24 protein-coding genes and 1 pseudogene are annotated in these 23,376 nt (G+C 50.8%); 9 read left to right on the top strand and 16 right to left on the bottom strand.

Features of this window, described 5'->3' with window-relative positions:
- Positions 1-109: 109 nt before the first annotated feature.
- Positions 110-487 (top strand): annotated as a pseudogene (locus tag K0778_RS15855) (DUF1120 domain-containing protein); the annotation flags it as partial.
- A 184-nt stretch (positions 488-671) separates the two neighbouring features.
- Positions 672-1,799, top strand: a complete 1,128-nt coding sequence (locus K0778_RS15850; RefSeq protein WP_000445116.1) for a YhcG family protein — start codon at positions 672-674, stop codon at positions 1,797-1,799.
- A gap of 59 nt (positions 1,800-1,858) precedes the next feature.
- Here K0778_RS15850 and nanQ read toward each other — a convergent pair whose 3' ends face one another.
- The 6 genes from nanQ to nanR all read right to left on the bottom strand — a co-directional run bounded on the left by nanQ (position 1,859) and on the right by nanR (position 7,335).
- Positions 1,859-2,323 (bottom strand): N-acetylneuraminate anomerase, encoded by a 465-nt coding sequence (gene nanQ, locus K0778_RS15845; RefSeq protein WP_000979882.1) that lies wholly within the window; start codon positions 2,321-2,323, stop codon positions 1,859-1,861.
- Entirely contained in the window at positions 2,320-3,195 is an 876-nt protein-coding gene (gene nanK, locus K0778_RS15840) for an N-acetylmannosamine kinase (protein ID WP_000209011.1), read from the bottom strand. The genes nanQ and nanK overlap by 4 nt, the downstream gene beginning before the upstream one ends.
- On the bottom strand, positions 3,192-3,881 hold the full coding sequence (locus K0778_RS15835; RefSeq protein WP_000054239.1) for an N-acetylmannosamine-6-phosphate 2-epimerase: 690 nt from the start codon (positions 3,879-3,881) through the stop codon (positions 3,192-3,194). Before K0778_RS15835 ends, nanK begins: the two co-directional genes overlap by 4 nt.
- Before the next feature lie 47 nt (positions 3,882-3,928).
- Entirely contained in the window at positions 3,929-5,419 is a 1,491-nt protein-coding gene (gene nanT, locus K0778_RS15830) for a sialic acid transporter NanT (protein ID WP_000108459.1), read from the bottom strand.
- 109 nt (positions 5,420-5,528) lie between these two features.
- Entirely contained in the window at positions 5,529-6,422 is an 894-nt protein-coding gene (gene nanA, locus K0778_RS15825) for an N-acetylneuraminate lyase (protein ID WP_000224714.1), read from the bottom strand.
- Between the two features lie 121 nt (positions 6,423-6,543).
- Positions 6,544-7,335 (bottom strand): transcriptional regulator NanR, encoded by a 792-nt coding sequence (gene nanR, locus K0778_RS15820; protein WP_000523845.1) that lies wholly within the window; start codon positions 7,333-7,335, stop codon positions 6,544-6,546.
- A 379-nt stretch (positions 7,336-7,714) separates the two neighbouring features.
- On the opposite strand from nanR, the gene dcuC reads away from it, so the two are divergent.
- Positions 7,715-9,082 carry an anaerobic C4-dicarboxylate transporter DcuC gene (gene dcuC / locus K0778_RS15815; protein ID WP_063084563.1) on the top strand — a complete coding sequence of 456 codons (1,368 nt, stop codon included), beginning with the start codon at positions 7,715-7,717 and terminating at the stop codon, positions 9,080-9,082.
- Positions 9,083-9,123: 41 nt separating this feature from the next.
- Here dcuC and sspB read toward each other — a convergent pair whose 3' ends face one another.
- The 5 genes from sspB to zapE all read right to left on the bottom strand — a co-directional run bounded on the left by sspB (position 9,124) and on the right by zapE (position 12,842).
- On the bottom strand, positions 9,124-9,621 hold the full coding sequence (gene sspB / locus K0778_RS15810; protein ID WP_000366126.1) for a ClpXP protease specificity-enhancing factor: 498 nt from the start codon (positions 9,619-9,621) through the stop codon (positions 9,124-9,126).
- A 5-nt stretch (positions 9,622-9,626) separates the two neighbouring features.
- Positions 9,627-10,265 carry a stringent starvation protein SspA gene (gene sspA, locus K0778_RS15805; protein WP_000257293.1) on the bottom strand — a complete coding sequence of 213 codons (639 nt, stop codon included), beginning with the start codon at positions 10,263-10,265 and terminating at the stop codon, positions 9,627-9,629.
- A 394-nt stretch (positions 10,266-10,659) separates the two neighbouring features.
- On the bottom strand, positions 10,660-11,052 hold the full coding sequence (rpsI, locus tag K0778_RS15800) for a 30S ribosomal protein S9 (RefSeq protein WP_000829818.1): 393 nt from the start codon (positions 11,050-11,052) through the stop codon (positions 10,660-10,662).
- A gap of 15 nt (positions 11,053-11,067) precedes the next feature.
- Positions 11,068-11,496 (bottom strand): 50S ribosomal protein L13, encoded by a 429-nt coding sequence (gene rplM / locus K0778_RS15795; protein ID WP_000847559.1) that lies wholly within the window; start codon positions 11,494-11,496, stop codon positions 11,068-11,070.
- A 218-nt stretch (positions 11,497-11,714) separates the two neighbouring features.
- Complete coding sequence (zapE, locus tag K0778_RS15790; protein WP_001190802.1) at positions 11,715-12,842, bottom strand: cell division protein ZapE; 1,128 nt, start codon at positions 12,840-12,842, stop codon at positions 11,715-11,717.
- A 193-nt stretch (positions 12,843-13,035) separates the two neighbouring features.
- On the opposite strand from zapE, the gene zapG reads away from it, so the two are divergent.
- From zapG to degS, 3 genes are all read left to right on the top strand, one after another.
- Positions 13,036-13,434 (top strand): Z-ring associated protein ZapG, encoded by a 399-nt coding sequence (gene zapG, locus K0778_RS15785; protein ID WP_001295270.1) that lies wholly within the window; start codon positions 13,036-13,038, stop codon positions 13,432-13,434.
- 153 nt (positions 13,435-13,587) lie between these two features.
- Positions 13,588-14,955, top strand: a complete 1,368-nt coding sequence (gene degQ / locus K0778_RS15780; RefSeq protein WP_001618875.1) for a serine endoprotease DegQ — start codon at positions 13,588-13,590, stop codon at positions 14,953-14,955.
- A gap of 89 nt (positions 14,956-15,044) precedes the next feature.
- Positions 15,045-16,112, top strand: a complete 1,068-nt coding sequence (degS, locus tag K0778_RS15775; RefSeq protein WP_000497723.1) for an outer membrane-stress sensor serine endopeptidase DegS — start codon at positions 15,045-15,047, stop codon at positions 16,110-16,112.
- Positions 16,113-16,174: 62 nt separating this feature from the next.
- On the opposite strand, the gene mdh is transcribed toward degS, so the two are convergent.
- A complete protein-coding gene (mdh, locus tag K0778_RS15770) occupies positions 16,175-17,113 on the bottom strand; it encodes a malate dehydrogenase (protein WP_001295272.1) in 939 nt (312 codons plus the stop codon).
- Positions 17,114-17,547: 434 nt separating this feature from the next.
- On the opposite strand from mdh, the gene argR reads away from it, so the two are divergent.
- Positions 17,548-18,018 (top strand): transcriptional regulator ArgR, encoded by a 471-nt coding sequence (gene argR / locus K0778_RS15765; protein WP_001257846.1) that lies wholly within the window; start codon positions 17,548-17,550, stop codon positions 18,016-18,018.
- A 364-nt stretch (positions 18,019-18,382) separates the two neighbouring features.
- Positions 18,383-18,646, top strand: coding sequence for a peroxide/acid stress response protein YhcN (yhcN, locus tag K0778_RS15760; protein WP_000695690.1), 264 nt, complete (start codon positions 18,383-18,385; stop codon positions 18,644-18,646).
- A 55-nt stretch (positions 18,647-18,701) separates the two neighbouring features.
- On the opposite strand, the gene K0778_RS15755 is transcribed toward yhcN, so the two are convergent.
- The 4 genes from K0778_RS15755 to aaeX form a co-directional block, all read right to left on the bottom strand.
- Complete coding sequence (locus K0778_RS15755; RefSeq protein ID WP_001029005.1) at positions 18,702-18,974, bottom strand: barstar family protein; 273 nt, start codon at positions 18,972-18,974, stop codon at positions 18,702-18,704.
- Positions 18,975-19,065: 91 nt separating this feature from the next.
- On the bottom strand, positions 19,066-21,033 hold the full coding sequence (gene aaeB, locus K0778_RS15750; RefSeq protein WP_001384240.1) for a p-hydroxybenzoic acid efflux pump subunit AaeB: 1,968 nt from the start codon (positions 21,031-21,033) through the stop codon (positions 19,066-19,068).
- Between the two features lie 5 nt (positions 21,034-21,038).
- Positions 21,039-21,971: a p-hydroxybenzoic acid efflux pump subunit AaeA gene (gene aaeA, locus K0778_RS15745; RefSeq protein WP_000854021.1), complete on the bottom strand. Its 933-nt coding sequence runs from the start codon at positions 21,969-21,971 to the stop codon at positions 21,039-21,041.
- 7 nt (positions 21,972-21,978) lie between these two features.
- A complete protein-coding gene (gene aaeX, locus K0778_RS15740) occupies positions 21,979-22,182 on the bottom strand; it encodes a p-hydroxybenzoic acid efflux pump operon protein AaeX (protein ID WP_000051841.1) in 204 nt (67 codons plus the stop codon).
- Positions 22,183-22,364: 182 nt separating this feature from the next.
- On the opposite strand from aaeX, the gene aaeR reads away from it, so the two are divergent.
- A complete protein-coding gene (gene aaeR / locus K0778_RS15735; protein ID WP_000440317.1) occupies positions 22,365-23,294 on the top strand; it encodes an HTH-type transcriptional activator AaeR in 930 nt (309 codons plus the stop codon).
- The last annotated feature ends 82 nt before the right edge of the window (positions 23,295-23,376 follow it).

Genomic DNA, 23,376 nt, shown 5'->3' with positions numbered 1-23,376 from the left:
TATAACGAATGGCATCCGCATAGTGCACTGGGTTATCGCTCGCCACGGGAATATCTGCGGCAGCAGGCCAGTAATGGGTTAAGTGATAACAGGTGTCTGGAAATATAGGGGCAAATCCAGCCAGACAACGCGCTTATTCGGCTTAGGGAAAACAAAAGATAATAAAAATATCGGTAGTTATGCCGTGTTAATTGATAGCAACAACATTAGTGCCAGCAATGGTAGCCAGACGTTAGCTGTATCAATAGCAGGTGCAGATGCCGTCATAACAGGGCAAAAAAGAGCATGGCAAACGCTCACCGCTTATCCGCTTGCAGTCGATCAAAGCTATTATTACACCTTTGTAAAACCAGGTGAAACAACCCCAACTCCTGTAACGAACGCCATTATACCGCTTCAGGTGAGCGCATCTATCGCGAATGATTTAGGCGGTTCAGAAAAAATCGAACTTGATGGGAAAGCTGTGATAAGCGTAGTCTACTTGTGATAACAATGCCGGACAGGAGTACTATCAGGCATTCGTTTTATACGATCGGTTAATGTTTCAGGAAAGCTCTTCGCATATCTTGGGGAAAGTAAATGTAATACGCTGTTCTTAATTGTTCAGTGCTCACCCCCCAGAGTATAGCTCATTCCATTATTCAACTTAGCTCCATATAAAGGGACAGATAATGGAATCGCTCTCAGAAGGAACCACAGCAGGCTACCAGCAAATCCACGACGGTATTATTCATCTGGTCGATAGCGCCCGGACGGAAACGGTACGTAGCGTTAACGCGTTAATGACCGCGACGTACCAGGAAATTGGCCGACGAATTGTCGAATTTGAACAAGGTGGCGAGGCCAGGGCTGCGTATGGTGCGCAGCTAATCAAGCGACTATCAAAGGATTTATGTCTAAGGTATAAGCGTGGGTTCTCTGCAAAAAACTTACGCCAAATGAGGCTTTTTTACCTCTTTTTTCAACATGTTGAAATTCGCCAGACAATGTCTGGCGAATTAACACCATTGGGAATTCCGCAGACACCGTCTGCAGAATTCCCATCGGCAAAGATTTGGCAGACGCTGTCTGCCAAATCTTTCCCCTTGCCCAGGTCCACCTACGTCCGTTTACTTTCCGTTAAAAACGCTGACGCCCGCAGCTTTTATGAAAAAGAGACGCTCCGCTGTGGCTGGTCTGTTCGCCAGCTAGAGCGGCAAATTGCGACCCAGTTTTATGAGCGGACACTACTGTCACATGACAAATCAGCCATGCTGCAACAACACGCTCCTGCCGAGACGCATATTCTTCCGCAACAGGCGATACGCGATCCCTTTGTGCTCGAATTTCTGGAATTGAAAGATGAATATTCAGAATCTGATTTCGAGGAGGCGCTGATCAACCACCTGATGGATTTCATGCTGGAACTTGGGGATGATTTTGCCTTTGTTGGTCGACAGCGAAGGTTACGCATTGATGACAACTGGTTTCGTGTCGATCTGCTGTTTTTCCACCGCCGTTTACGCTGCCTGCTAATCGTCGATCTAAAAGTGGGCAAATTCAGCTATAGCGATGCCGGACAGATGAATATGTATCTCAACTACGCCAAAGAGCACTGGACGCTACCGGATGAAAATCCGCCCATCGGTCTGGTTCTCTGTGCAGAGAAAGGAGCCGGAGAAGCGCATTATGCTCTGGCAGGTTTGCCTAACACCGTTCTGGCAAGCGAATATAAGATGCAACTACCTGATGAGAAACGACTCGCAGATGAACTCGTTCGAACACAGGCGGTGCTAGAGGAAGGCTATAGACGCCGTTAATTTCAGCGGTTTCGAATTCTGCAGACAGTGTCTGCAGAATCTTTAAAACGAACTAAGTTTTAAGCCATTAAATCAGCCTTAACCTTCACCACAACCTTTTTAATCTCTCCAGGCTCGCCGACAACGCATCCTGGTTTATGCGGTTCACCTGGCATAAACACGGCGAACATTCCCGGTTTTAAGATGATGGCTTGCTCGTTATCAATGGTGCTGCAAAGCTGATAATCATCCTCATGGTGGAACTCTTCACACTGACGCGCAGTGCCTGCCATGCCAAACAGAATCCGTTCCTCACCGTTTAATAACAGCTGGATATCAATGTATTGCTCGTGCAATTCCGCTTTTTTCTCGACGGGCGATTGAGTGTTAAACGTCATGACATTCATAAAGATATTGTCGCCCTGTAATTCGTAACGACCCGGCGCTTTTTCTTGCGGTCTGGCAGCTAATGCCAGCGTTAACGCGTCCTGTAACGCAGGATGTAACCCAGCAGACGGTAATGACTGTACTTCACCCATCATCATAATTTTTCTCCCTGGGCCAACAGCGCAGCCCCAAGTAAACCTGCATCATGGCGGTAATGCGCCGCCAGTAAATCAACATGAAATGCCGCTGGCTCCTGCGCCAGATACGTTTCCACCAGCGCCAGATACCCTTCTGCCAGACCAACGCTGCCACCGACCACCACGCACTGGCAATCAGTTGTGGCTTTAATATCAGCGATCAGCCTTGCAAGCGTACGTGCGGAGCGGTGAATCAGCTGCTGCGCCTGCTCGTCACCCTGCCCGGCGCGCGTGAAAATAGTTTTCGCATCCGCGCCAGCCAACTCCCCCTGCGCTGCCGCTGCAATGCCGCGACCAGAAGCAATCGCTTCCACGCAACCTGTGCGTCCACAGCCGCAGACTGGGCCGTGTGGATCGGCAAGCGTATGCCCGATATGCCCCGCCAGACCGCCAGGGCCGGTAAGCAGTTTGCAGCCGCTCACTACACCGCCGCCAACGCCGGTGGAAACGGTGATAAAGACCATATCGGTTATATCGCCATCCAGCGCCTGAAACTCCGCCCATGCTGCGGCCTGCGCGTCGTTAATGGCAATGGTCGGCAAATTGGTAAGTTGTTCCAGCGTTTTGACTAACGGAAAGTGTAGCAATCCACCAAGATTATGCGGATTAAGCGCCAGCAAGCTGCCGTCACGGATTATCCCGGTCGAAGCGATGGCAACCCGCTGCGCATGAGCTTGCAACGGAGAGACTAATGCGGATAAGGCATCACGCAAGGCTTCTGGTGTCTGGCTGGCTGGCGTAGGAAGTTCACGACGATCGCGGATCTGCCCGTCAGCGCCAATCAGCGCGGCGGCAAGTTTAGTACCGCCGATATCAATCGCCAGTGTGGTCATAGCACCGCCTTTTTCATCGCTGTGTTGTACCACTGACAAATGTGCTCAAGACGCGTGATTGCAGAACCGACCGTCACCGCCCACGCGCCGTGGCGCATCGCATCCGCCGCCTGAGCAGGCGTGTTGTAACGCCCTTCGGCAATCACCCGACATCCGGCGTCGCTCAACGTTTTCACCAGCGCCAGATCCGGCTCTTCTGGCGTTTCAGGCGTGGTATAGCCAGAAAGCGTAGTGCCAATAATTTCGGCTCCCAGCTTTTGGCATGCCAGGCCGTCTTCCGGCGTTGAGCAGTCGGTCATCGCCAGTAAACCGTGATGGTGAATACGTGCCAGCAGCGTTTCAACAGGCACCGGACGCGGGCGGTCGGTGCCGTCAATGGCGATAATGTCCGCGCCCGCCTGCGCCAGCGCATCAACATCTTCAATATAGGCCGTGATGCGTACCGGAGAATCCTCCAGATCGCGTTTCACAATTCCAATAATCGGCACGCTCACCACCGCACGCGTGGCTTGCAGATTTGCCACACCTTCAATGCGAATGGCAACCGCGCCCGCCTGTTCTGCCGCTAATGCCATGGCGGCGACGATTTCGGGTTTATCGAGCGGGCTGTCCGGAACCGGCTGGCAGGAGACAATCAGGCCACCGTTAGCAGCGATTTTTTGATCCAGTTGTGCAAGTAACGACATACATCTTCCCTTAGCGAAAGGCCCGGTACATAGACCGGGCAACAGGATTAACTTTTGGTTTTGACTAAATCGTTTTTGGCGCTGCCAAACGGCACGGCACCGCTGAATGGTTTACCGTCGATAGCGTCATGAGTACGCAACGCTTCCGGGCGCAACCAACGCTGAACGCGAGAAGGCATATCCAGCCCAATCAGCAGGATCACCACGAACGTCAGACTGAACGAGAGCGATGCCAGCGCAGTACCCAGATCCAGACGTTGAGCGATCAACGCGCCGATGATTGGGGCCAGTGCACCGCCCAATGCGCCAACGTTGTAGGTAAAGCCCAGGCCCGCTGCACGCTGGTCGGTATCGAAATAACCGCCAATCAGTTTTGGTAAGATCCCGGCGATCCCTTGTCCAAGCATTTGCTGGAAGAACAGTAACAGACCGAGCACCCAGACGTTTGCGCCGCCAATCGCAAATACCGGAATAATCAGCAGCTGCGAGGCCAGCAGGCTACAAACGTACGCTTTGCGGGTTCCCAGCCAGTCACCGAGGAAGCCACCTACGCAGCATCCCACCGCCGCGCCAAAGCCACTAAAGAACAGCACATTGGCTACAGTATGCGGGTTATAAGCCAGATCGGTTTTCAGATACGTTGGCAGCAGCGCCTGAATCGGCCATGAGTAGAGGAAAGCAAACAACACGACCACCATCAGCATTACGCCCGTTGGCCAGCGTTTGCCTGTACTCTGCACCATAAAGCTGATAAAGATTGCGGCGCATAACAGCCCAAGAACAGCGACGATCGCGGCATTTTGCAGGTTACCGGCGAAGCAGAACCACAGCGCAGTAGCCGCCGCCAGTGTCATTACGATATTGGCAATGCGATGTTCACCACGGTAGAGAATATCCACCATTGTGCGTACTGGTGCTTTACCTGCGTGTTTCTCTTTCCAGTCTTCCGCTTCCGGGATGTTTTTACGCAGCCAGAGAGCAAAGATGATTGGCAAAATGCCGATAAAGAACAGCGCACGCCAACCCCAGACCGGAACCACCAGGCTATAGACCTGAGCGGCAACGACGGCCCCCACAGAGAAGCCTGAAATCAAAAAACCACTGGCTTTGTTACGCAGATGTTTTGGCCAGCTTTCAATGACATAGGTGGCGCTGGAACCGTATTCACCCGCCATCCCCATGCCGATGACCAGACGAGCGATAAACATGGTGATGTAGCCTGGCGCAAAGCCGCAGGCCAGCGTCCCGGCCGAGAAGAGAACGATGCTGGTGACCATTGCCAGACGACGCCCGTAGCGGTCACCCATAGCGCCGAGCATCAGGCCGCCGAACCAGCGAGAGATAAAGGCTGCGGAGATCAGACTTGCCGCCTGCACCGTCGTCAGCCCGAATTCACCCTGTACTTCGGTGAGTACCAGGGCGATTAAAACGAAATCAAAACCGTCAAGCAGATATCCCAACCAGGCAGCGGAAAATGCGCGCCATTGTGCACGGTTGAGATGGCGATACCACGGGATATTCTGGGTTGTAGTACTCATTGTGAGTCTCCCGCGGTGGGCGATGCCCACACGCTTTGGTATGAAAATTGTAGGGTACAGATGCGTTTATTTCCCCTCACCCGGTAGGGGCGAGCGAGGGGAAAACAACTCACCCGCGCTCTTGCATCAACTGCTGGGCCAGCGCCTTCAGTTCTGGCAGATATTTTTCATCTACCGGTCCAAACGGTTTGCGGCACAGCGGCACAGAAACGACATCCATATAATGCAGGACAGTTTTCAGGCCGCGGAATACGCCCGTTTTGATCAGTAAATCAATGACTTTGTTGCACTCAGTTTGCAGTTTCTGCGCGGTCTGGATATCGCCTTCTTTCAGCGCCTTCACGATCCCCTGATATCGCCAGCCCATGATGTTGTAAGTACTGCCGATACCACCATCAGCGCCTGCCAGCAAGCCGGAAGCGAAGATTTCGTCGTAACCGTTATAGAGCACCAGATCAGGATGTTCACGACGGATCTGTTCCATCTGATAGAGATCGCCAGAAGTCTGTTTCAGCGCACCGACGCCAGGCAACGTAACCAGGGTGTTGATCTGATCCAGGGTCAGTTTTACCCCACTCAGGGCTGGAATGTTGTACACCACCATCGGCAAACCATCCGCTGAATCAATAATTGCCCGATAGTGATCGCAGTGTTCTTCAAAGCTGAAAGGATAGTAGAACGGCGTGACGGCGGAGACGGCATCGAAGCCATAACGTTTAGCCGATGCCGCAAGTTGTTGGCTTTCGGCGGTGCTGACGCAACCGACGTGGGCGATGAGTTTAATCTTACCTTTCGCCTCTTCGGCGACGATTTCCAGTACCTGTTCACGCTCGGAAAGGCTTTGTACAAAGGCCTCGCCGGTCGAACCACCCACGTATAAACCGTCGATGCCCTGCTGAATATTGAACTGAACCAGGCGACGCAGACTCGCTTTATCCAGTGCTTGTTGTTGGTCAAAAGGAGTCAGGAGTGCAGCCATTACGCCACGTAAATTCGTTGCCATAAATACCTCTGAAGTGATGCTTGTCTGATAAACGATATACCTTTATACCTGTTATACCAGATCAATTAAGCAACACCCTATACAGAAAGCTTATAATGCGATCTGCTTCACTAAAGTGGCATTATTTCTTTTTGTTGGTGGTCTGACCGAAAGCGTGCCAGGTAGCAGAGACGCTGTTGAGATGCGATTGCAACGCACGATCGGCTTCGTCAGGATCATGACGGCGGATCGCATCAACGATCGCAATATGCTGTTGATAACTAACGTTGTTATGTTCGTGCAGTGCCTGATCGGTAACCGTTGGGCGTGCGGCAATAAGCCAGTCGAGCAGGGCAACGTGGATCGCCATGAAGATTGGGTTACCGGGGATCTCCGCCAGCACGCGGTGGAAATCAACGTCTGAACGAATGAATGCCGCGTTGTTATCCAGCGACTGACTGTTGATTTCCAGTGCTTTTGCCAGCAAATCGATTTGCTCATCGGTGGCATGTTCAGCCGCATAGCGCACCAGACTGGATTCAAAGAACAGACGTAATTGTTCGAAATGGGCAATCCCACCGGGATGAGAAAGGAAATCTTTCGCCATGCCGGAAAGCTCACCGATGATAGTGTCCGCAGAAGGACGCGAGACGCGAGCGCGTTCGCCGTTGTTTATTTGCACCAGACCTTTGCGTTTTAACGCTGCCAGCGCTTCACGCACCGAAGGACGCCCGACGTTAAAGAACGCCATCAGTTCGCGTTCAGACGGTAATTGTTCACCTTCGCCAAATTCACGACGGCGGATCATCTGTTCCAGCTCTTCTTCCACCATTTCGGAGAGTTTTTTACGCGCCAGCGGGCGGCTACGCAAGTTGCGACCAATTGCAGGTGAAGAATCTTCGGTTTGCGAATCAAATGCGTTCATAAGGCCCATTCTGTAAGGTCAGTGTGATTAACATCATCAGTGACATCCTATCACAGGATTGAAAGTAGGGGAAAATGGCAGGGTTTTCTCTTTGTGCCTCATCATTACCATAATTAACGGAATAATTAACTATTGCGAAAAATTAATGTAACGCAGATAAAAACATCCCGTTTGAATTATTTATAAGACTATTCACGAGCATTATGAATATTATGAATGTGTTCTTACAAAATAATCATAAGCGCATATTTTTTAATGAAAAATCACCTCACCTACAATTAAAAACACGACATCCGCACCATAAATAGCCTTGCAAAAAATATAACATCGTTGTTTTCAATCTGCCGTTTATGGGATTGACCGTTTTCTTTTGACACGGAGTTCAACAATGTTCGGCATAATTATATCTGTCATCGTATTAATTACGATGGGCTATTTGATCCTGAAAAACTACAAACCTCAGGTGGTGCTGGCTGCCGCAGGTATCTTCCTGATGATGTGCGGTGTCTGGTTAGGGTTCGGTGGTGTACTCGATCCCACCAAAAGCAGCGGCTACTTGATCGTCGATATTTATAATGAAATCCTGCGCATGCTGTCCAACCGCATTGCCGGATTGGGGCTGTCGATTATGGCGGTGGGCGGTTATGCCCGCTACATGGAGCGCATAGGGGCCAGTCGCGCGATGGTGAGCTTGTTAAGCCGCCCGTTAAAACTCATTCGCTCGCCGTATATTATTCTGTCGGCAACTTACGTCATCGGCCAAATCATGGCGCAGTTTATTACCAGCGCCTCCGGTCTGGGTATGTTGCTGATGGTCACCTTATTTCCGACGCTGGTGAGTCTGGGAGTAAGTCGCCTCTCTGCGGTGGCGGTTATCGCAACCACAATGTCCATTGAGTGGGGAATTCTGGAAACGAACTCCATTTTTGCTGCCCAGGTAGCGGGAATGAAAATTGCCACATACTTCTTCCACTACCAGCTTCCGGTCGCCTCTTTCGTCATTATCTCGGTGGCGATCTCCCACTTTTTCGTGCAACGCGCTTTTGACAAAAAAGATAAAAATATCAATCACGAACAGGCAGAGCAAAAAGCTCTCGATAATGTCCCGCCGCTCTATTACGCCATTTTACCTGTGATGCCGTTAATCCTGATGCTCGGCTCGCTGTTCCTCGCCCACGTCGGGCTGATGCAGTCAGAACTGCATCTGGTGGTGGTGATGTTACTGAGTTTGACGGTGACGATGTTTGTTGAGTTCTTCCGCAAGCATAACTTGCGCGAAACAATGGACGATGTGCAGGCGTTTTTTGACGGCATGGGTACGCAGTTTGCCAACGTGGTAACGCTGGTGGTCGCGGGTGAAATATTTGCGAAAGGCTTAACGACGATTGGCACTGTCGATGCGGTTATCAGGGGTGCGGAGCATTCTGGTCTGGGCGGTATTGGCGTGATGATTATTATGGCGCTGGTCATTGCCATTTGTGCCATTGTGATGGGCTCTGGCAATGCGCCGTTTATGTCATTTGCCAGTCTTATTCCGAATATCGCAGCCGGACTACATGTACCAGCGGTTGTAATGATTATGCCGATGCATTTTGCCACGACGCTAGCACGCGCGGTTTCGCCGATTACTGCGGTGGTAGTCGTTACGTCAGGAATTGCAGGCGTTTCGCCTTTTGCGGTGGTGAAGCGGACAGCGATCCCCATGGCAGTCGGTTTCGTGGTGAATATGATTGCCACAATCACGCTATTTTATTAAGCCATTAAAAGACAAAACAGGCCACCAGGGCCTGTTTTGTATTACTTAACAACGCGTAATGCCGGTCGACCACCGCGTGGTGGCTGCGGAGGTTCATCGTCAGGATGAGTGTCATCATCGTGATCTGGCTTATCGCCATCAATAACCGACATAACGGTTTCGTTGTCTGCCGATGCCTCTTCATCATTCATGATGCTGGCATCTTCATCGTAGGCAGCTTCAGGTTCAAACATCGTGCCAGCGCCATTTTCACGGGCGTAGATAGCCAGCACGGCAGCCAGCGGCACAGAAACCTGACGCGGAATGCCACCAAAGCGCGCGTTAAAGCGCACCTCATCATTCGCCAGTTCCAGATTGCCGACAGCACGCGGCGCAATGTTGAGTACGATTTGCCCGTCACGCGCATATTCCATAGGAACCTGCACGCCAGGGAGCGTCACATCCACCACCAGGTGCGGCGTGAGCTGGTTATCCAGCAACCACTCATAGAATGCACGCAGCAGATAGGGACGACGTGGTGTTAGCTGTGACAAATCCATACAGATTAACTCCGGCCCAGACGCATTTCACGTTCTGCTTCAGTTAAAGAAGCAAGGAAAGAGTCACGCTCAAAGACGCGGGTCATATAGCCTTTCAGCTCTTTCGCACCCGGGCCGCTGAACTCGATGCCCAGTTGCGGCAGACGCCACAGCAGCGGAGCAAGATAGCAATCGACCAGGCTGAACTCATCGCTCAGGAAGTACGGCTTCTGACCGAAGACCGGCGCAATCGCCAGCAGTTCTTCGCGCAGTTGCTTACGTGCGGCATCTGCTTCAGAAGCTGAACCGTTGATGATGGTGTTCATCAGCGTGTACCAGTCTTTTTCGATGCGATGCATGTACAGACGGCTTTCACCGCGAGCTACCGGGTAAACAGGCATCAGTGGCGGATGCGGGAAACGCTCATCCAGATATTCCATAATGATGCGAGATTCCCACAGGGTCAGCTCACGATCCACCAGGGTCGGAACGCTCTGATTCGGGTTGAGGTCAATCAGATCCTGAGGCGGATTGTCCTTTTCCACGTGTTCGATCTCGAAACTTACACCTTTCTCAGCCAGCACAATGCGGACCTGATGGCTATAGATGTCAGTAGGACCGGAAAACAGCGTCATTACCGAACGTTTGTTGGCAGCGACAGCCATGAAAACCTCCAGGTATAGTCAGAATTTTTACTGCTACCAGCCACCAGGTGGCCAGTCAGAAGTTGTGTTACCCAATAAGGAACGACTCTCTTTGTTCGAAAATCAAACAAAAAATGAGCAATACCCGACATTTGGGCAGAAAATTGGATGATAGTTTACCAGATTTTGCGACCATTGTGGTGAGTCGATGCCGGAAATGGGGAAAAAGAGATGCGCTTTAGTCTGAAATAGTTGACTTAGTCCCTTATTGGCGATGTGGTTTTTGTTTTACCTGTCTGTCAGGTGGCAGCAAAAAGCAACTTTCCAGTTTTTACGCTGATTCAGATTTTAGCTATAAAAAAACCCGCCGAAGCGGGTTTTTTCGAAAATTGTTTTCTGCCGGAGCAGAAGCCAATTAACGTTTGGAGAACTGCGGACGACGACGTGCTTTACGCAGACCGACTTTCTTACGTTCAACCTGACGAGCGTCACGAGTAACGAAGCCAGCTTTACGCAGTTCAGAACGCAGGGACTCGTCGTATTCCATCAGAGCGCGGGTGATACCGTGACGGATCGCACCAGCCTGACCAGAGATACCACCACCTTTAACGGTGATGTACAGGTCCAGTTTCTCAACCATGTCGACCAGTTCCAGCGGCTGACGAACTACCATGCGGGCAGTTTCACGACCGAAGTACTGTTCCAGAGAACGTTGGTTGATTACGATTTTACCGTTGCCCGGTTTGATGAAAACGCGAGCTGCGGAACTTTTGCGGCGACCAGTGCCGTAGTATTGATTTTCAGCCATTGCCTATAATCCCGATTAGATGTCAAGAACTTGCGGTTGCTGTGCCGCGTGGTTGTGCTCGTTACCCGCGTAAACTTTCAGTTTACGGAACATAGCACGACCCAGCGGGCCTTTTGGCAACATGCCTTTAACCGCGATTTCAATCACACGCTCAGGACGGCGAGCAATCATCTCTTCAAAGGTCGCTTGTTTGATACCACCGATGTGGCCGGTGTGGTGATAGTACACTTTGTCAGTACGCTTGTTGCCGGTTACAGCAACTTTGTCAGCGTTCAGAACGATGATGTAATCACCGGTATCTACGTGCGGAGTGTATTCCGCTTTGTGCTTACCGCGCAGGCGACGAGCCAGTTCAGTAGCCAGACGGCCCAGAGTTTTACCGGTCGCGTCAACAACATACCAGTCGCGTTTTACGGTTTCTGGTTTAGCTGTAAAAGTTTTCATTAAAAGCTTACCCAATAAATAGTTACACGTTGGTGAACACCCAAACGTCTTCAATTGTTGAGGTTCACACGACAAAGTCCGGCAAACCTACCCCTTCGAATAGCCTATGCCAGCACACAAAAAGTTTTGGGAAAAAAACTTTCTTGTAACGTGGGGTCGCAGGATTATAGAGAAGTCGGGGTCAAAGATCGACCCCTTTTTGTGATTTGTGGCAGGTTTTAACCTGCTAAATGCTCGCGCTTCAGATACTCTTCGCTTTGCATCTCTTGCAGACGTGACAGGCAACGCTGGAACTCAAATTTCAGCCGCTCGCCCTGATAAATTGCATACAGCGGCACTTCTGCACTCACCACTAATTTGACATGGCGCTCGTAAAACTCATCCACCAGCGCAATAAAGCGCCGCGCTTCGCTCTCCATCAACCGCGTCATAACTGGTACATCAAACAACATGACCGTATGAAAGAGACGTGAGAGCGCAATATAGTCATGCTGACTGCGGGCGTCGACGCACAGCGTAGTAAAAGAGACCGCCAGCGTCTGGTTCTCGACGCCCATTGTCGCCAATGGCCGATGGTTGATTTCTAACGTCGGTGAATTTTCTCGTTTCGCCCCCGCCAGCGCCAACCATAGTTTATCCATCTGCGCCCGGGTTTCATCGTTGAGTGGCGAAAGCCACAGATGCGCCTGAGTGAGTGTACGCAGTCGATAATCAACACCAGCGTCCACGTTCATTACATCACAATGCTGTTTAATGGCATCGATTGCAGGCAGAAAACGCGCACGTTGCAGGCCATTTCGATAAAGTTCGTCCGGCGGAATATTTGACGTCGCTACCAGGGTAATACCGCGGGTGAACAGGGCTTTCATCAGACCGCCAAGTAGCATGGCGTCGGTAATATCAGAAACAAAAAATTCGTCAAAACAGAGCACGTCAGTTTCGGCTTTAAAGCGATCGGCAATAATTTCCAGCGGATCGGTCTGCCCCTGTAAGGCAGTTAGCTCTTCGTGCACCCGCAGCATAAAACGGTGAAAGTGCAGGCGCTGTTTCCGCTCTCCCGGCAGGCTTTGATAGAAAAGGTCCATCAGCCAGGTTTTCCCGCGTCCTACACCGCCCCACATATATAAGCCACGCACTGGCGTATGCTTTGTGTCTTCGCGTTTACCCCACAGCTTACCGACCCGCGCCATTAGCCCACTCGTCCTGGGGGCTGGTGGCCTGCTATTGATGAGTTCTTGATAAATAATTTCCAGGCGGCTGACGGCCTCTTTTTGAACGTCGTCGGGTTGATGGCTGCCTTCATTGAGCGCCTTCAGGTATTGCGATGTTGGGGTAATGCTTTGCATGATCTTATTGTTATTCCTTGAATAATCGGTGCGCCGTTGTTCACGGTTGACGAAAAAAAGGCCGTTCTACACTACGCGATATGCAGTCGGGATTCCACTTCTGTGGAATTAACGGTTATAGTGGCATAATCAGCCGCAGGCATGGAGCCTGAAGCCAACACCCTACGGAAACAAAAGACAACGGGAGATGTTCATGACCTGGGAATATGCGCTAATTGGGTTAGTCGTCGGCATCATTATTGGTGCTGTGGCCATGCGTTTTGGTAATCGTAAACTACGCCAGCAACAGGCGTTGCAGTACGAACTGGAAAAGAATAAAGCTGAACTGGACGAGTATCGCGAAGAGCTGGTTAGCCACTTTGCCCGCAGCGCGGAATTACTGGATACCATGGCGCACGACTATCGCCAGCTGTATCAGCACATGGCGAAAAGCTCCAGCAGCCTGCTGCCGGAACTGTCTGCTGAAGCAAACCCGTTCCGTAATCGTCTGGCAGAGTCTGAAGCCAGCAACGATCAGGCACCGGTGCAGATGCCTCGCGACTATTCTGAAGGCGCATCCGGCCTGCTGCGTACTGGCGCGAAGCGCGACTAATTTATTTTTCGGGCGCAGCCATTGCGCCCTCCTCTTCTCTCCCTCCCCGACTATCATTTAATCTGGTGTCTCATTGTTAGCCGTCTGAAAATTCAATAACATCAAACTGTTTTGAATCTCTTTTCTTATCATTCAGGTACGAGAGCAGGAATAATGAAAAAACAAACCCAGCTGTTGAGTGCATTAGCGTTAAGTGTCGGGTTAACTCTCTCGGCGTCATTTCAGGCCGTCGCGTCGATTCCAGGCCAGGTTGCCGATCAGGCCCCCCTCCCCAGTCTGGCTCCAATGCTGGAAAAAGTGCTTCCGGCAGTGGTGAGCGTACGGGTGGAAGGAACGGCCAGTCAGGGACAGAAAATCCCGGAAGAATTCAAAAAGTTTTTTGGTGATGATTTACCGGATCAACCTGCACAACCCTTCGAAGGTTTAGGCTCCGGTGTCATCATCAACGCCAGTAAAGGCTATGTGCTGACCAACAACCATGTGATTAATCAGGCACAGAAAATCAGTATTCAGCTCAATGATGGGCGCGAGTTTGATGCAAAACTGATTGGTAGCGATGACCAGAGCGATATAGCCCTGTTGCAAATTCAAAACCCGAGCAAATTAACGCAAATCGCTATTGCCGACTCCGATAAATTGCGCGTCGGTGATTTTGCCGTGGCGGTCGGTAACCCATTTGGCCTTGGGCAAACCGCCACCTCTGGCATTGTTTCCGCATTAGGCCGCAGCGGGTTGAATCTTGAAGGTCTGGAAAACTTTATCCAGACAGATGCTTCCATTAACCGCGGTAACTCCGGCGGTGCACTGTTAAACCTTAACGGTGAGTTAATTGGCATCAACACTGCAATCCTTGCGCCTGGCGGCGGGAGCGTCGGGATTGGATTTGCCATCCCCAGTAATATGGCGCGAACACTGGCGCAGCAGCTTATCGACTTTGGTGAAATCAAACGCGGTTTGTTAGGCATCAAAGGCACCGAGATGAGTGCCGATATCGCCAAAGCCTTCAACCTTGACGTGCAGCGTGGCGCGTTTGTCAGCGAAGTGTTGCCAGGTTCTGGCTCAGCGAAAGCGGGCGTCAAAGCGGGCGATATTATTACCAGCCTCAACGGCAAACCGCTGAATAGCTTTGCTGAGTTGCGCTCTCGTATTGCGACCACCGAGCCGGGCACAAAAGTGAAACTTGGCCTGCTGCGTAATGGCAAACCACTGGAAGTAGAAGTGACGCTCGATACCAGCACCTCTTCGTCGGCCAGCGCTGAAATGATCACGCCAACGCTGGAAGGTGCAACGTTGAGCGATGGTCAGCTAAAAGATGGCGGCAAAGGTATTAAAATCGATGAAGTTGTCAAAGGAAGCCCAGCTGCTCAGGCAGGCTTGCAAAAAGACGATGTGATCATTGGCGTCAACCGCGATCGGGTGAACTCGATTGCTGAAATGCGTAAAGTGCTGGCGGCAAAACCGGCCATCATCGCCCTGCAAATTGTACGCGGCAATGAAAGCATCTATCTGCTGATGCGTTAATGTCGTAAACCGGGCATCAGGCTGACGTGTGATGTCCGGTTAACTCGTGGTATGCTGCTGCCGTTCCCTTTTTTAATGACGCCTCCATCATGTTTGTGAAGCTCTTACGTTCCGTTGCGATTGGATTAATTGTCGGCGCTATTCTGCTGGTTGCCATGCCTTCGCTGCGCAGCCTTAACCCGCTTTCCACTCCGCAATTTGACAGTACCGATGAGACGCCTGCCAGCTATAATCTGGCGGTTCGCCGCGCCGCGCCAGCGGTGGTTAACGTTTACAACCGTGGTTTGAACACCAACTCTCACAACCAGCTTGAGATCCGCACCCTGGGATCCGGTGTAATCATGGATCAACGCGGTTATATCATCACCAATAAACACGTCATCAACGACGCCGATCAGATCATCGTCGCCTTACAGGATGGACGTGTATTTGAAGCATTGCTGGTGGGATCTGACTCTCTAACCGATCTGGCGGTACTTAAAATTAATGCCACTGGCGGTTTACCTACCATTCCAATCAATGCACGTCGCGTACCGCACATTGGCGACGTGGTACTGGCGATCGGTAACCCGTACAACCTCGGGCAGACCATTACCCAGGGGATTATTAGTGCCACGGGTCGAATTGGTCTGAACCCGACCGGGCGGCAAAACTTCCTGCAAACCGATGCTTCCATTAACCACGGTAACTCTGGCGGCGCGCTGGTGAACTCGCTGGGAGAACTGATGGGCATTAACACGCTGTCGTTTGATAAGAGTAACGATGGCGAAACGCCGGAAGGTATCGGCTTTGCGATTCCTTTCCAGTTAGCAACCAAAATTATGGATAAGCTGATCCGCGATGGTCGCGTGATCCGCGGCTACATTGGTATCGGCGGACGCGAGATCGCACCACTGCACGCGCAGGGCGGTGGTATAGATCAACTGCAAGGGATCGTGGTTAATGAAGTGTCACCTGACGGCCCGGCGGCGAATGCGGGTATTCAGGTCAACGATCTGATTATTTCGGTGGATAACAAACCGGCCATCTCTGCTCTGGAGACGATGGATCAGGTGGCAGAAATTCGCCCTGGTTCGGTGATCCCGGTTGTAGTGATGCGTGATGATAAGCAGTTAACGCTGCAGGTCACCATTCAGGAATATCCGGCAACCAATTAAGTCGAGTGCTCAAAACAAAAAACCGGAGTCTGTGCTCCGGTTTTTTATTATTCGCTAATCAATTACTTATTAACGAACTCTTCGCCCAGGGCGATATCTTTCTTGAGCGTATCCAGCATACCTTCCAGCGCGTTCTGTTCAAATGCGCTCAGGGTACCGATAGATTTACGCTCTTCTACGCCGTTTTTACCCAGCAGCAGCGGTTGAGAGAAGAAACGGGCGTACTGACCGTCGCCTTCAACGTAGGCACATTCGACAACGCCTTGTTCGCCCTGCAGTGCACGAACCAGAGACAGACCAAAACGTGCAGCTGCCTGGCCCATAGACAGGGTTGCAGACCCGCCACCGGCCTTCGCTTCAACCACTTCAGTACCCGCGTTCTGGATGCGTTTGGTCAGATCAGCCACTTCCTGCTCGGTAAAACTAACGCCAGGAACCTGTGACAGCAGCGGCAGAATGGTAACACCAGAGTGACCGCCAATAACCGGCACTTCAACTTCGCCTGGCTGTTTGCCTTTCAGTTCCGCAACAAAGGTGTTGGAACGAATGATATCCAGCGTGGTAACGCCGAACAGTTTGTTTTTGTCATAAACACCGGCTTTTTTCAGCACTTCAGCAGCAATCGCAACTGTGGTGTTAACCGGGTTAGTGATAATACCAATGCACGCTTTCGGGCAGGTTTTCGCAACTTGCTGTACCAGGTTTTTCACGATGCCGGCGTTAACGTTAAACAGGTCGGAACGATCCATACCCGGTTTACGCGCTACACCTGCAGAGATAAGAACGACATCTGCGCCTTCCAGCGCCGGAGTCGCATCTTCACCAGAAAAACCTTTGATTTTCACAGCAGTAGGGATATGGCTCAGATCGACGGCCACACCGGGAGTCACTGGAGCGATATCATACAGAGAGAGTTCTGAACCTGAAGGCAGTTGGGTTTTTAACAGTAGTGCAAGCGCCTGGCCAATACCGCCAGCAGCGCCGAGGACTGCGACTTTCATCCTAAACTCCTTATTATATTGATAAACTAAGATATGTTGCTCCGCTGCCGCGACCTTAATCCACAAAATTGCCGTTTACAATGACCACATCTCAAGAATGTGTAGTCACGCAAGTTTAGCGTTTATGCATTTAATTGCCGTAATCAGGAACCTAACTTACGTAATTAACAGTCGCTTATGCATTAGCGCAACATTCCAACAGGTGGTGACAATATACCCTACCGTTCAGCCAAAACAACATCAATTTGATAACAATTAATTTACTTTTAAGCAGAATTTGCATGCCGTGACGCAGGCATGTTTCTCAATAACGAAATTTGATAAAATCCCGCTCTTTCATAACATTATTTCAGCCTTCTTCAGGGCTGACTGTTTGCATAAAAATTCATCTGTATGCACAATAATGTTGTATCAACCACCATATCGGGTGACTTATGCGAAGCTCGGCTAAGCAAGAAGAACTAGTTAAAGCATTTAAAGCATTACTTAAAGAAGAGAAATTTAGCTCCCAGGGCGAAATCGTCGCCGCGTTGCAGGAGCAAGGCTTTGACAATATTAATCAGTCTAAAGTCTCGCGGATGTTGACCAAGTTTGGTGCTGTACGTACACGCAATGCCAAAATGGAAATGGTTTACTGCCTGCCAGCTGAACTGGGTGTACCAACCACCTCCAGTCCATTGAAGAATCTGGTGCTGGATATCGACTACAACGATGCAGTTGTCGTGATTCATACCAGCCCTGGCGCGGCGCAGTTAATTGCTCGCCTGCTGGACTCACTGGGCAAAGCAGAAGGTATTCTGGGCACCATCGCTGGCGATGACACCATCTTTACCACCCCTGCTAACGGTTTCACCGTCAAAGACCTGTACGAAGCGATTTTAGAGCTGTTCGACCAGGAGCTTTAATCTCTGCCCCGTCGTTTCTGACGGCGGGGAAAATGTTGCTTATCCCTCTCAACCCCCTGCTTTCCCCTGCGATTAATTTAACGAATAGTGCGTTTTACTGCGACATGTCATTCACACAATGAATACATAAGGTAAAAAAAGCACATTATGCAAAATTCATTATCTAATTGAAAAAACTAGAATTAACGATAAATAACCGTATTTTTAATTCTTTTTTGTTATTAAAATTCACATTTTTAACACTTAGTATCAACTGAAACAGTTAGCGCGGTATTAATTAGCTCAATAATTAGTGTATACTTGATTTTGTGATATGGGTCACGAAACAAAGGCCCAGCTAAAAGATTATGTCGAGGTAAAAATCATGAAAATCAAAACCACTGTTGCTGCATTAAGCGTACTTTCTGTTCTCTCTTTCGGTGCATTCGCTGCCGACTCCATTGATGCTGCACAAGCACAAAATCGTGAAGCAATCGGGACCGTATCTGTAAGTGGTGTGGCGTCTTCGCCAATGGATATGCGTGAAATGCTGAACAAAAAAGCGGAAGAAAAAGGCGCAACGGCCTACCAGATTACTGAAGCTCGTAGCGGTGACACCTGGCACGCTACGGCTGAACTGTACAAATAAACCCTCATCGTCTTGTCCGACGATATTGCCCCCGGTTCGGGGGCTTTTTTTTGCGCTAATGACGAACATTAAAACGCAAATGCCCTTCCAGCTCTTCCTCTGCCTCATCAAACAGCAATATTAACGCGCCAAAACGGCGACGCGTTTTCTCTCCCAGATGAACAAATTCAATCTCAAGTGGTAGCGGCAGGACATCGTTCATTAACACATCCCATAGTGAGTCGAGATCGCGTACCTTATCTTTCGCCAGACCAAAGGCTTGGCTGAAGTCGCGATAAAAATCCTCCTGACTCTCAATCTCATCAAAATCAAAGGTATAAATATTCATCTGTTGCCACCGTCACGTTTCACGGCGAGTTCTGCCGTTCATCGCTAAGTATAGCCATGAAAAAACCGACGCTTTTGGCGTCGGTTTTGACTTAACTATCGGTCAACGCATGTTGATACTTAAGGAGCATCCCCGCCAGCCGATGAACCGGTTCCGTCACCTGCGGTGGAGCTTGCCAGATGCGTAGCTTTTCCTGGTAGATTTCCAGTTCTTCCAGCAACTGACCAAAGTACCGACGACGTTTATCATCGCTACGGGCAGATATCACATGGTCTGCTGTGCGGCGCATTTGTCGGTGAAACGCCGATAAATCCTCGTTAACCGGGATCGGCGCATCACGCAGGCGCTGGTGGGCGATAATCATCGTCAGCGCCAGGCGAAATTTCGGCAAATCCCCTGGGAACTTATTCATCAGCAAAAACAGCTGCTGATAAAGTGCCGGGAGGTGGTTCTCTTTACGACGTGCCACATTGGTAGTCATCGCGGAAACAGCGGCAGAAACAAACTGATTAAGCAGTACACGTCCAGTCCTGTCGCGCGATTTATCCCGCACCAGCAAAATAACGGTGAACGCGAGCACACAGCCGACGATTTGCCCTAATGCGCTGTCGAGAAACTGACTGAAATGGAAAGTCATCGGGTTATCCAGCACGATAATATTTATGGTGCTGGCCAGTGCCCCCATCGAGCCCAGTCGCCGTTTCTGTACTTCTATACCGAGGAAGAATCCCAGCACTGCCAGGCTAATACACAGCAGCAACATGCTCTGTTGGGTATTAGGGATAATCACCAAAAAGTAGAGCAGCCCTAACGGCAGCGCGGCCAGCGTCCCGTAGATAAAGTCGATCGCCACCATGCGTGGATTCGGCAAACGCATTGCCAGTGACGTCACGACCGCAATCATCACCATTGCACCACTACCGGAAGTCCAGCCCGTCCACAGCCAGAAAAGCGTTCCCAGAATGCAGGAAAGTGTGGTTCGCCAGAAGTTAACCATTGCATGATGACGTTCGGCTGACTCTACTTTTACTTCCGGTTCGCCTTGCAGGATCTCTTCTTCGGTGGCGTTGATTTTTGTGTTACTGATAACGCCGCGCTTGAGAAGCTGATAACGCGTTGCCGCCGCGACCCAGCTATAAATGGTGACAGGCGTTTCCCGTTCCCCGGTCCAGGCGATAACTCTTCGCAGGCGTTTGAGCTGCTTGTGGACGTCCTGCGCGGTTTCTACCGGTGTGTCAAAAAATTCGCGGAAAGTATCAGTGATCAATTCCGGGCGCGTATTCTGAATAAGATAAGTTTCGCAGGATTGGGTAATCAGCGTCAGCGATAGCGTATTGATCGCTTTTAAACGTCGATTGGCCCGCGCCCAGCGGGAAGATTCCATATTCAGGTTGCTGCGCATACCTTGTAGCGCCGTGGTGCGTCGAACCAGGTCGCCCCAGGCTTTATCGACAACTTCACCATCGCCATGCTTGATACAGAGTTGCATTAATTGATATTGCGCGACCAGCAAACTTTCCAGCTCTCGATCCACTTCTTGTTTGATCGATCGCGGAGAAAAGAGCAAATCCGCCATAATTGCACACACAATACCGATAACGATCTCGCTACAACGTTCGACGGCAAACTGCGGCGTAAGCAATGGTTCAGGCTGAATGGTGATCACAATGATCAGCGCGGTATAACCGGCCAGCCCCCACGCATACGAGTTTTCTATTCGTACCAGCGAGGATATCCAGGTACAAAAACCGGCCCAGATACAGCACACCAGAATCATCAATAATGGTGCGCGGATCATCGCAATGATGATCACCAGTCCGGCAATACAGCCAATAAATGTGCCGATGATGCGCAAAAAGCCACGATAGCGAATAGCGCCAGAATACGGTTCACCTCCCGCAGCAAAGGCCGGACCGGCAGCAACAATCGCCGCTGTCAGTACCGCCCAGCGTGGCGTTTCCAGCTGGAAGTGAAAGCCAACAAACAGCGCCAGTACAATGGCGGTCGCCAGTTTTACCGCAAAGCGAATATGTTGGTTAGCAATGGAGAAAATACCCATCGTGATTAACCAAACTCACGCAGGCGATGGGCCATTTTACGGAAGAACGAATCCTGGCTTTCGTCGCGATCTTGTTTGCCAGTGACCACCACTGTAGCAGTGGTGCCCGCAGGCCAGATGTTCTCTTGCTGGTTGTCGAGACGAATACGAACCGGAACACGTTGCGCCAAACGCACCCATTCAAGGTTAGAGTCGATGGTCGCCATCCCTTTGTCGTCACGCGTGCTGCTGGCGTTGGTGACCCCTGCGGCAACACTATCAACAGTCCCTTTCAGCACTTTGTTACTGCCAAGCGGCGTGATCTCTGCACGATACCCCGGACGCACCCCTTCCAGCTTAGTTTCTTCCATATAGGCCAGTACATAGAAGGAGTTCTGTTTCACCAGCGCAACCGCCGTTGATCCTCGAGTAATAAACTCACCGGTATAGACGTTGAGGTTGGTCACCCAGCCATCTGCTGGCGCGCGGATCACCGTGCGTTCAAGATCCAGTTTTGCCAGATCGCGGGTCGCCTGCGCTTTCGCTAACTGATGCAGAACCGTTTGTAGTACGTTGTTGGCCTGGTCGATCTCTTCGCGAGACATCGCCTGCACACCGAGACGGTTACGACGTCCGGCCTCCTGGCGTTTCTCCTGTGCCAGTACCTGATAATAAGCAACATCGGCTTGCGCTTCCTCAAGCGCCTTTTGATAGCGCGGCTGGTCGATGGTGAACAGTATCTGTCCTTTTTTCACCAGCTGGTTATCATGAACATTCACCTGGGTAATGAGTCCAGAAACGTCCGGCGCGATCGCAACGACGTCAGCGCTAAAGCGCGCGTCACGCGTCCAGGGGGATTCGGTGTAATAGACCCAGGCATTAAAAATTGCGATGAAGGCCAGAATGACTAATACGACCGTGATGGCCGTACGGGAGAATTTTCTTATTAGTGTTTTCACTTCAACCTCAAACGAACAGTCGCGATATCAAATAAAACAAGCAGCAATAGAGCGCGGTGTTGAACAACGCCGGATGCCAGACAAAGTCGTAGATACCTGTTGGCACAAGTACCCGGCGCACCAGCCAGAAAATCGCCAGTGATAAAAGCAATTCAAAAAATATCGGTGGGAAGGACAGCCCAAACACCACGATAACGGGAAACAGACTCATGTTGACCTTGGTTGTAAAGAGAGAGCAGGCGTTATTATTTTCAGCATCTGTCGCCGCAGAGAAGGGCATGGAAAGCCGGGCGAGAGCAACATTGCTGTAGATTGATATTTAATATATTAGCGTAACTGTTATGCTGTTATCTATATTATGTGATCTAAATCACTTTTAAGTCAGAGTGAATAATGGAACGACTAAAACGCATGTCGGTGTTTGCCAAAGTAGTTGAATTTGGCTCTTTTACCGCCGCCGCCAGACAGCTACAGATGAGCGTTTCGTCCATCAGTCAGACGGTATCAAAACTGGAAGATGAGTTGCAGGTAAAGCTGTTAAACCGTAGCACACGCAGCATTGGCCTGACCGAAGCCGGTAGAATTTACTACCAGGGCTGCCGTCGTATGCTTCATGAAGTGCAGGATGTTCATGAGCAACTGTATGCCTTCAATAACACCCCCATCGGGACGCTACGCATTGGCTGTTCTTCAACTATGGCACAAAATGTTCTCGCCGGGCTGACAGCCAAAATGCTGAAAGAATACCCAGGTTTGAGCGTCAATCTGGTTACCGGAATTCCAGCCCCCGACCTGATTGCCGACGGTCTGGATGTGGTGATCCGCGTCGGCGCGTTGCAGGATTCCAGCCTGTTTTCCCGCCGTCTGGGCGCGATGCCAATGGTGGTGTGCGCCGCGAAAAGCTATCTCACACAATACGGCATACCGGAAAAACCCGCCGATTTGAGTAGTCATTCATGGCTTGAATACAGCGTGCGGCCCGACAATGAATTTGAACTGATCGCACCGGAAGGGATCTCGACTCGCCTGATCCCACAAGGAAGATTTGTGACTAATGATCCGATGACGCTGGTGCGCTGGCTGACGGCGGGTGCCGGGATCGCCTACGTGCCGCTGATGTGGGTGATCAACGAGATCAATCGTGGGGAGCTGGAGATCCTGCTGCCGCGTTACCAGTCAGATCCACGCCCGGTTTATGCGTTATATACCGAAAAAGATAAGCTGCCGCTGAAGGTACAGGTCGTGATCAACTCGCTGACGGATTATTTTGTTGAGGTCGGTAAATTGTTTCAGGAGATGCACGGGCGCGGGAAAGAGAAGTAATTCATATTGTACTGTTACGTTGTACAAACCTGTGCCAACGGGTTCCCCTCACCCTAACCCTCTCCCCAAAGGGGCGAGGGGA

Origin of the sequence: Escherichia sp. XD33, assembly GCF_019375075.1 — a bacterium.
In the GTDB taxonomy this organism is placed as follows: Bacteria; Pseudomonadota; Gammaproteobacteria; order Enterobacterales; family Enterobacteriaceae; genus Enterobacter; species Enterobacter flexneri_A.
The sequence above is the reverse complement of the archived record's forward strand: the minus strand, read 5'-3'. Positions and strand labels throughout refer to the sequence as shown.

Excerpts from the sequence above, each read along its gene's own strand:
- argR (WP_001257846.1), top strand. The coding sequence starts at position 17,548 with ATGCGAAGCTCGGCTAAGCAAGAAGAACTAGTTAAAGCATTTAAAGCA.
- K0778_RS15835 (WP_000054239.1), bottom strand. The coding sequence starts at position 3,881 with ATGTCGTTACTTGCACAACTGGATCAAAAAATCGCTGCTAACGGTGGC.
- mdh (WP_001295272.1), bottom strand. The coding sequence starts at position 17,113 with ATGAAAGTCGCAGTCCTCGGCGCTGCTGGCGGTATTGGCCAGGCGCTT.
- aaeB (WP_001384240.1), bottom strand. The coding sequence starts at position 21,033 with ATGGGTATTTTCTCCATTGCTAACCAACATATTCGCTTTGCGGTAAAA.
- aaeR (WP_000440317.1), top strand. The coding sequence starts at position 22,365 with ATGGAACGACTAAAACGCATGTCGGTGTTTGCCAAAGTAGTTGAATTT.
- rplM (WP_000847559.1), bottom strand. The coding sequence starts at position 11,496 with ATGAAAACTTTTACAGCTAAACCAGAAACCGTAAAACGCGACTGGTAT.
- nanR (WP_000523845.1), bottom strand. The coding sequence starts at position 7,335 with ATGGGCCTTATGAACGCATTTGATTCGCAAACCGAAGATTCTTCACCT.
- nanT (WP_000108459.1), bottom strand. The coding sequence starts at position 5,419 with ATGAGTACTACAACCCAGAATATCCCGTGGTATCGCCATCTCAACCGT.
- degQ (WP_001618875.1), top strand. The coding sequence starts at position 13,588 with ATGAAAAAACAAACCCAGCTGTTGAGTGCATTAGCGTTAAGTGTCGGG.
- nanA (WP_000224714.1), bottom strand. The coding sequence starts at position 6,422 with ATGGCAACGAATTTACGTGGCGTAATGGCTGCACTCCTGACTCCTTTT.
- sspB (WP_000366126.1), bottom strand. The coding sequence starts at position 9,621 with ATGGATTTGTCACAGCTAACACCACGTCGTCCCTATCTGCTGCGTGCA.
- sspA (WP_000257293.1), bottom strand. The coding sequence starts at position 10,265 with ATGGCTGTCGCTGCCAACAAACGTTCGGTAATGACGCTGTTTTCCGGT.
- zapE (WP_001190802.1), bottom strand. The coding sequence starts at position 12,842 with ATGCAAAGCATTACCCCAACATCGCAATACCTGAAGGCGCTCAATGAA.
- yhcN (WP_000695690.1), top strand. The coding sequence starts at position 18,383 with ATGAAAATCAAAACCACTGTTGCTGCATTAAGCGTACTTTCTGTTCTC.
- zapG (WP_001295270.1), top strand. The coding sequence starts at position 13,036 with ATGACCTGGGAATATGCGCTAATTGGGTTAGTCGTCGGCATCATTATT.
- degS (WP_000497723.1), top strand. The coding sequence starts at position 15,045 with ATGTTTGTGAAGCTCTTACGTTCCGTTGCGATTGGATTAATTGTCGGC.
- aaeX (WP_000051841.1), bottom strand. The coding sequence starts at position 22,182 with ATGAGTCTGTTTCCCGTTATCGTGGTGTTTGGGCTGTCCTTCCCACCG.
- nanK (WP_000209011.1), bottom strand. The coding sequence starts at position 3,195 with ATGACCACACTGGCGATTGATATCGGCGGTACTAAACTTGCCGCCGCG.
- dcuC (WP_063084563.1), top strand. The coding sequence starts at position 7,715 with ATGTTCGGCATAATTATATCTGTCATCGTATTAATTACGATGGGCTAT.
- K0778_RS15755 (WP_001029005.1), bottom strand. The coding sequence starts at position 18,974 with ATGAATATTTATACCTTTGATTTTGATGAGATTGAGAGTCAGGAGGAT.
- nanQ (WP_000979882.1), bottom strand. The coding sequence starts at position 2,323 with ATGATGATGGGTGAAGTACAGTCATTACCGTCTGCTGGGTTACATCCT.
- rpsI (WP_000829818.1), bottom strand. The coding sequence starts at position 11,052 with ATGGCTGAAAATCAATACTACGGCACTGGTCGCCGCAAAAGTTCCGCA.
- K0778_RS15850 (WP_000445116.1), top strand. The coding sequence starts at position 672 with ATGGAATCGCTCTCAGAAGGAACCACAGCAGGCTACCAGCAAATCCAC.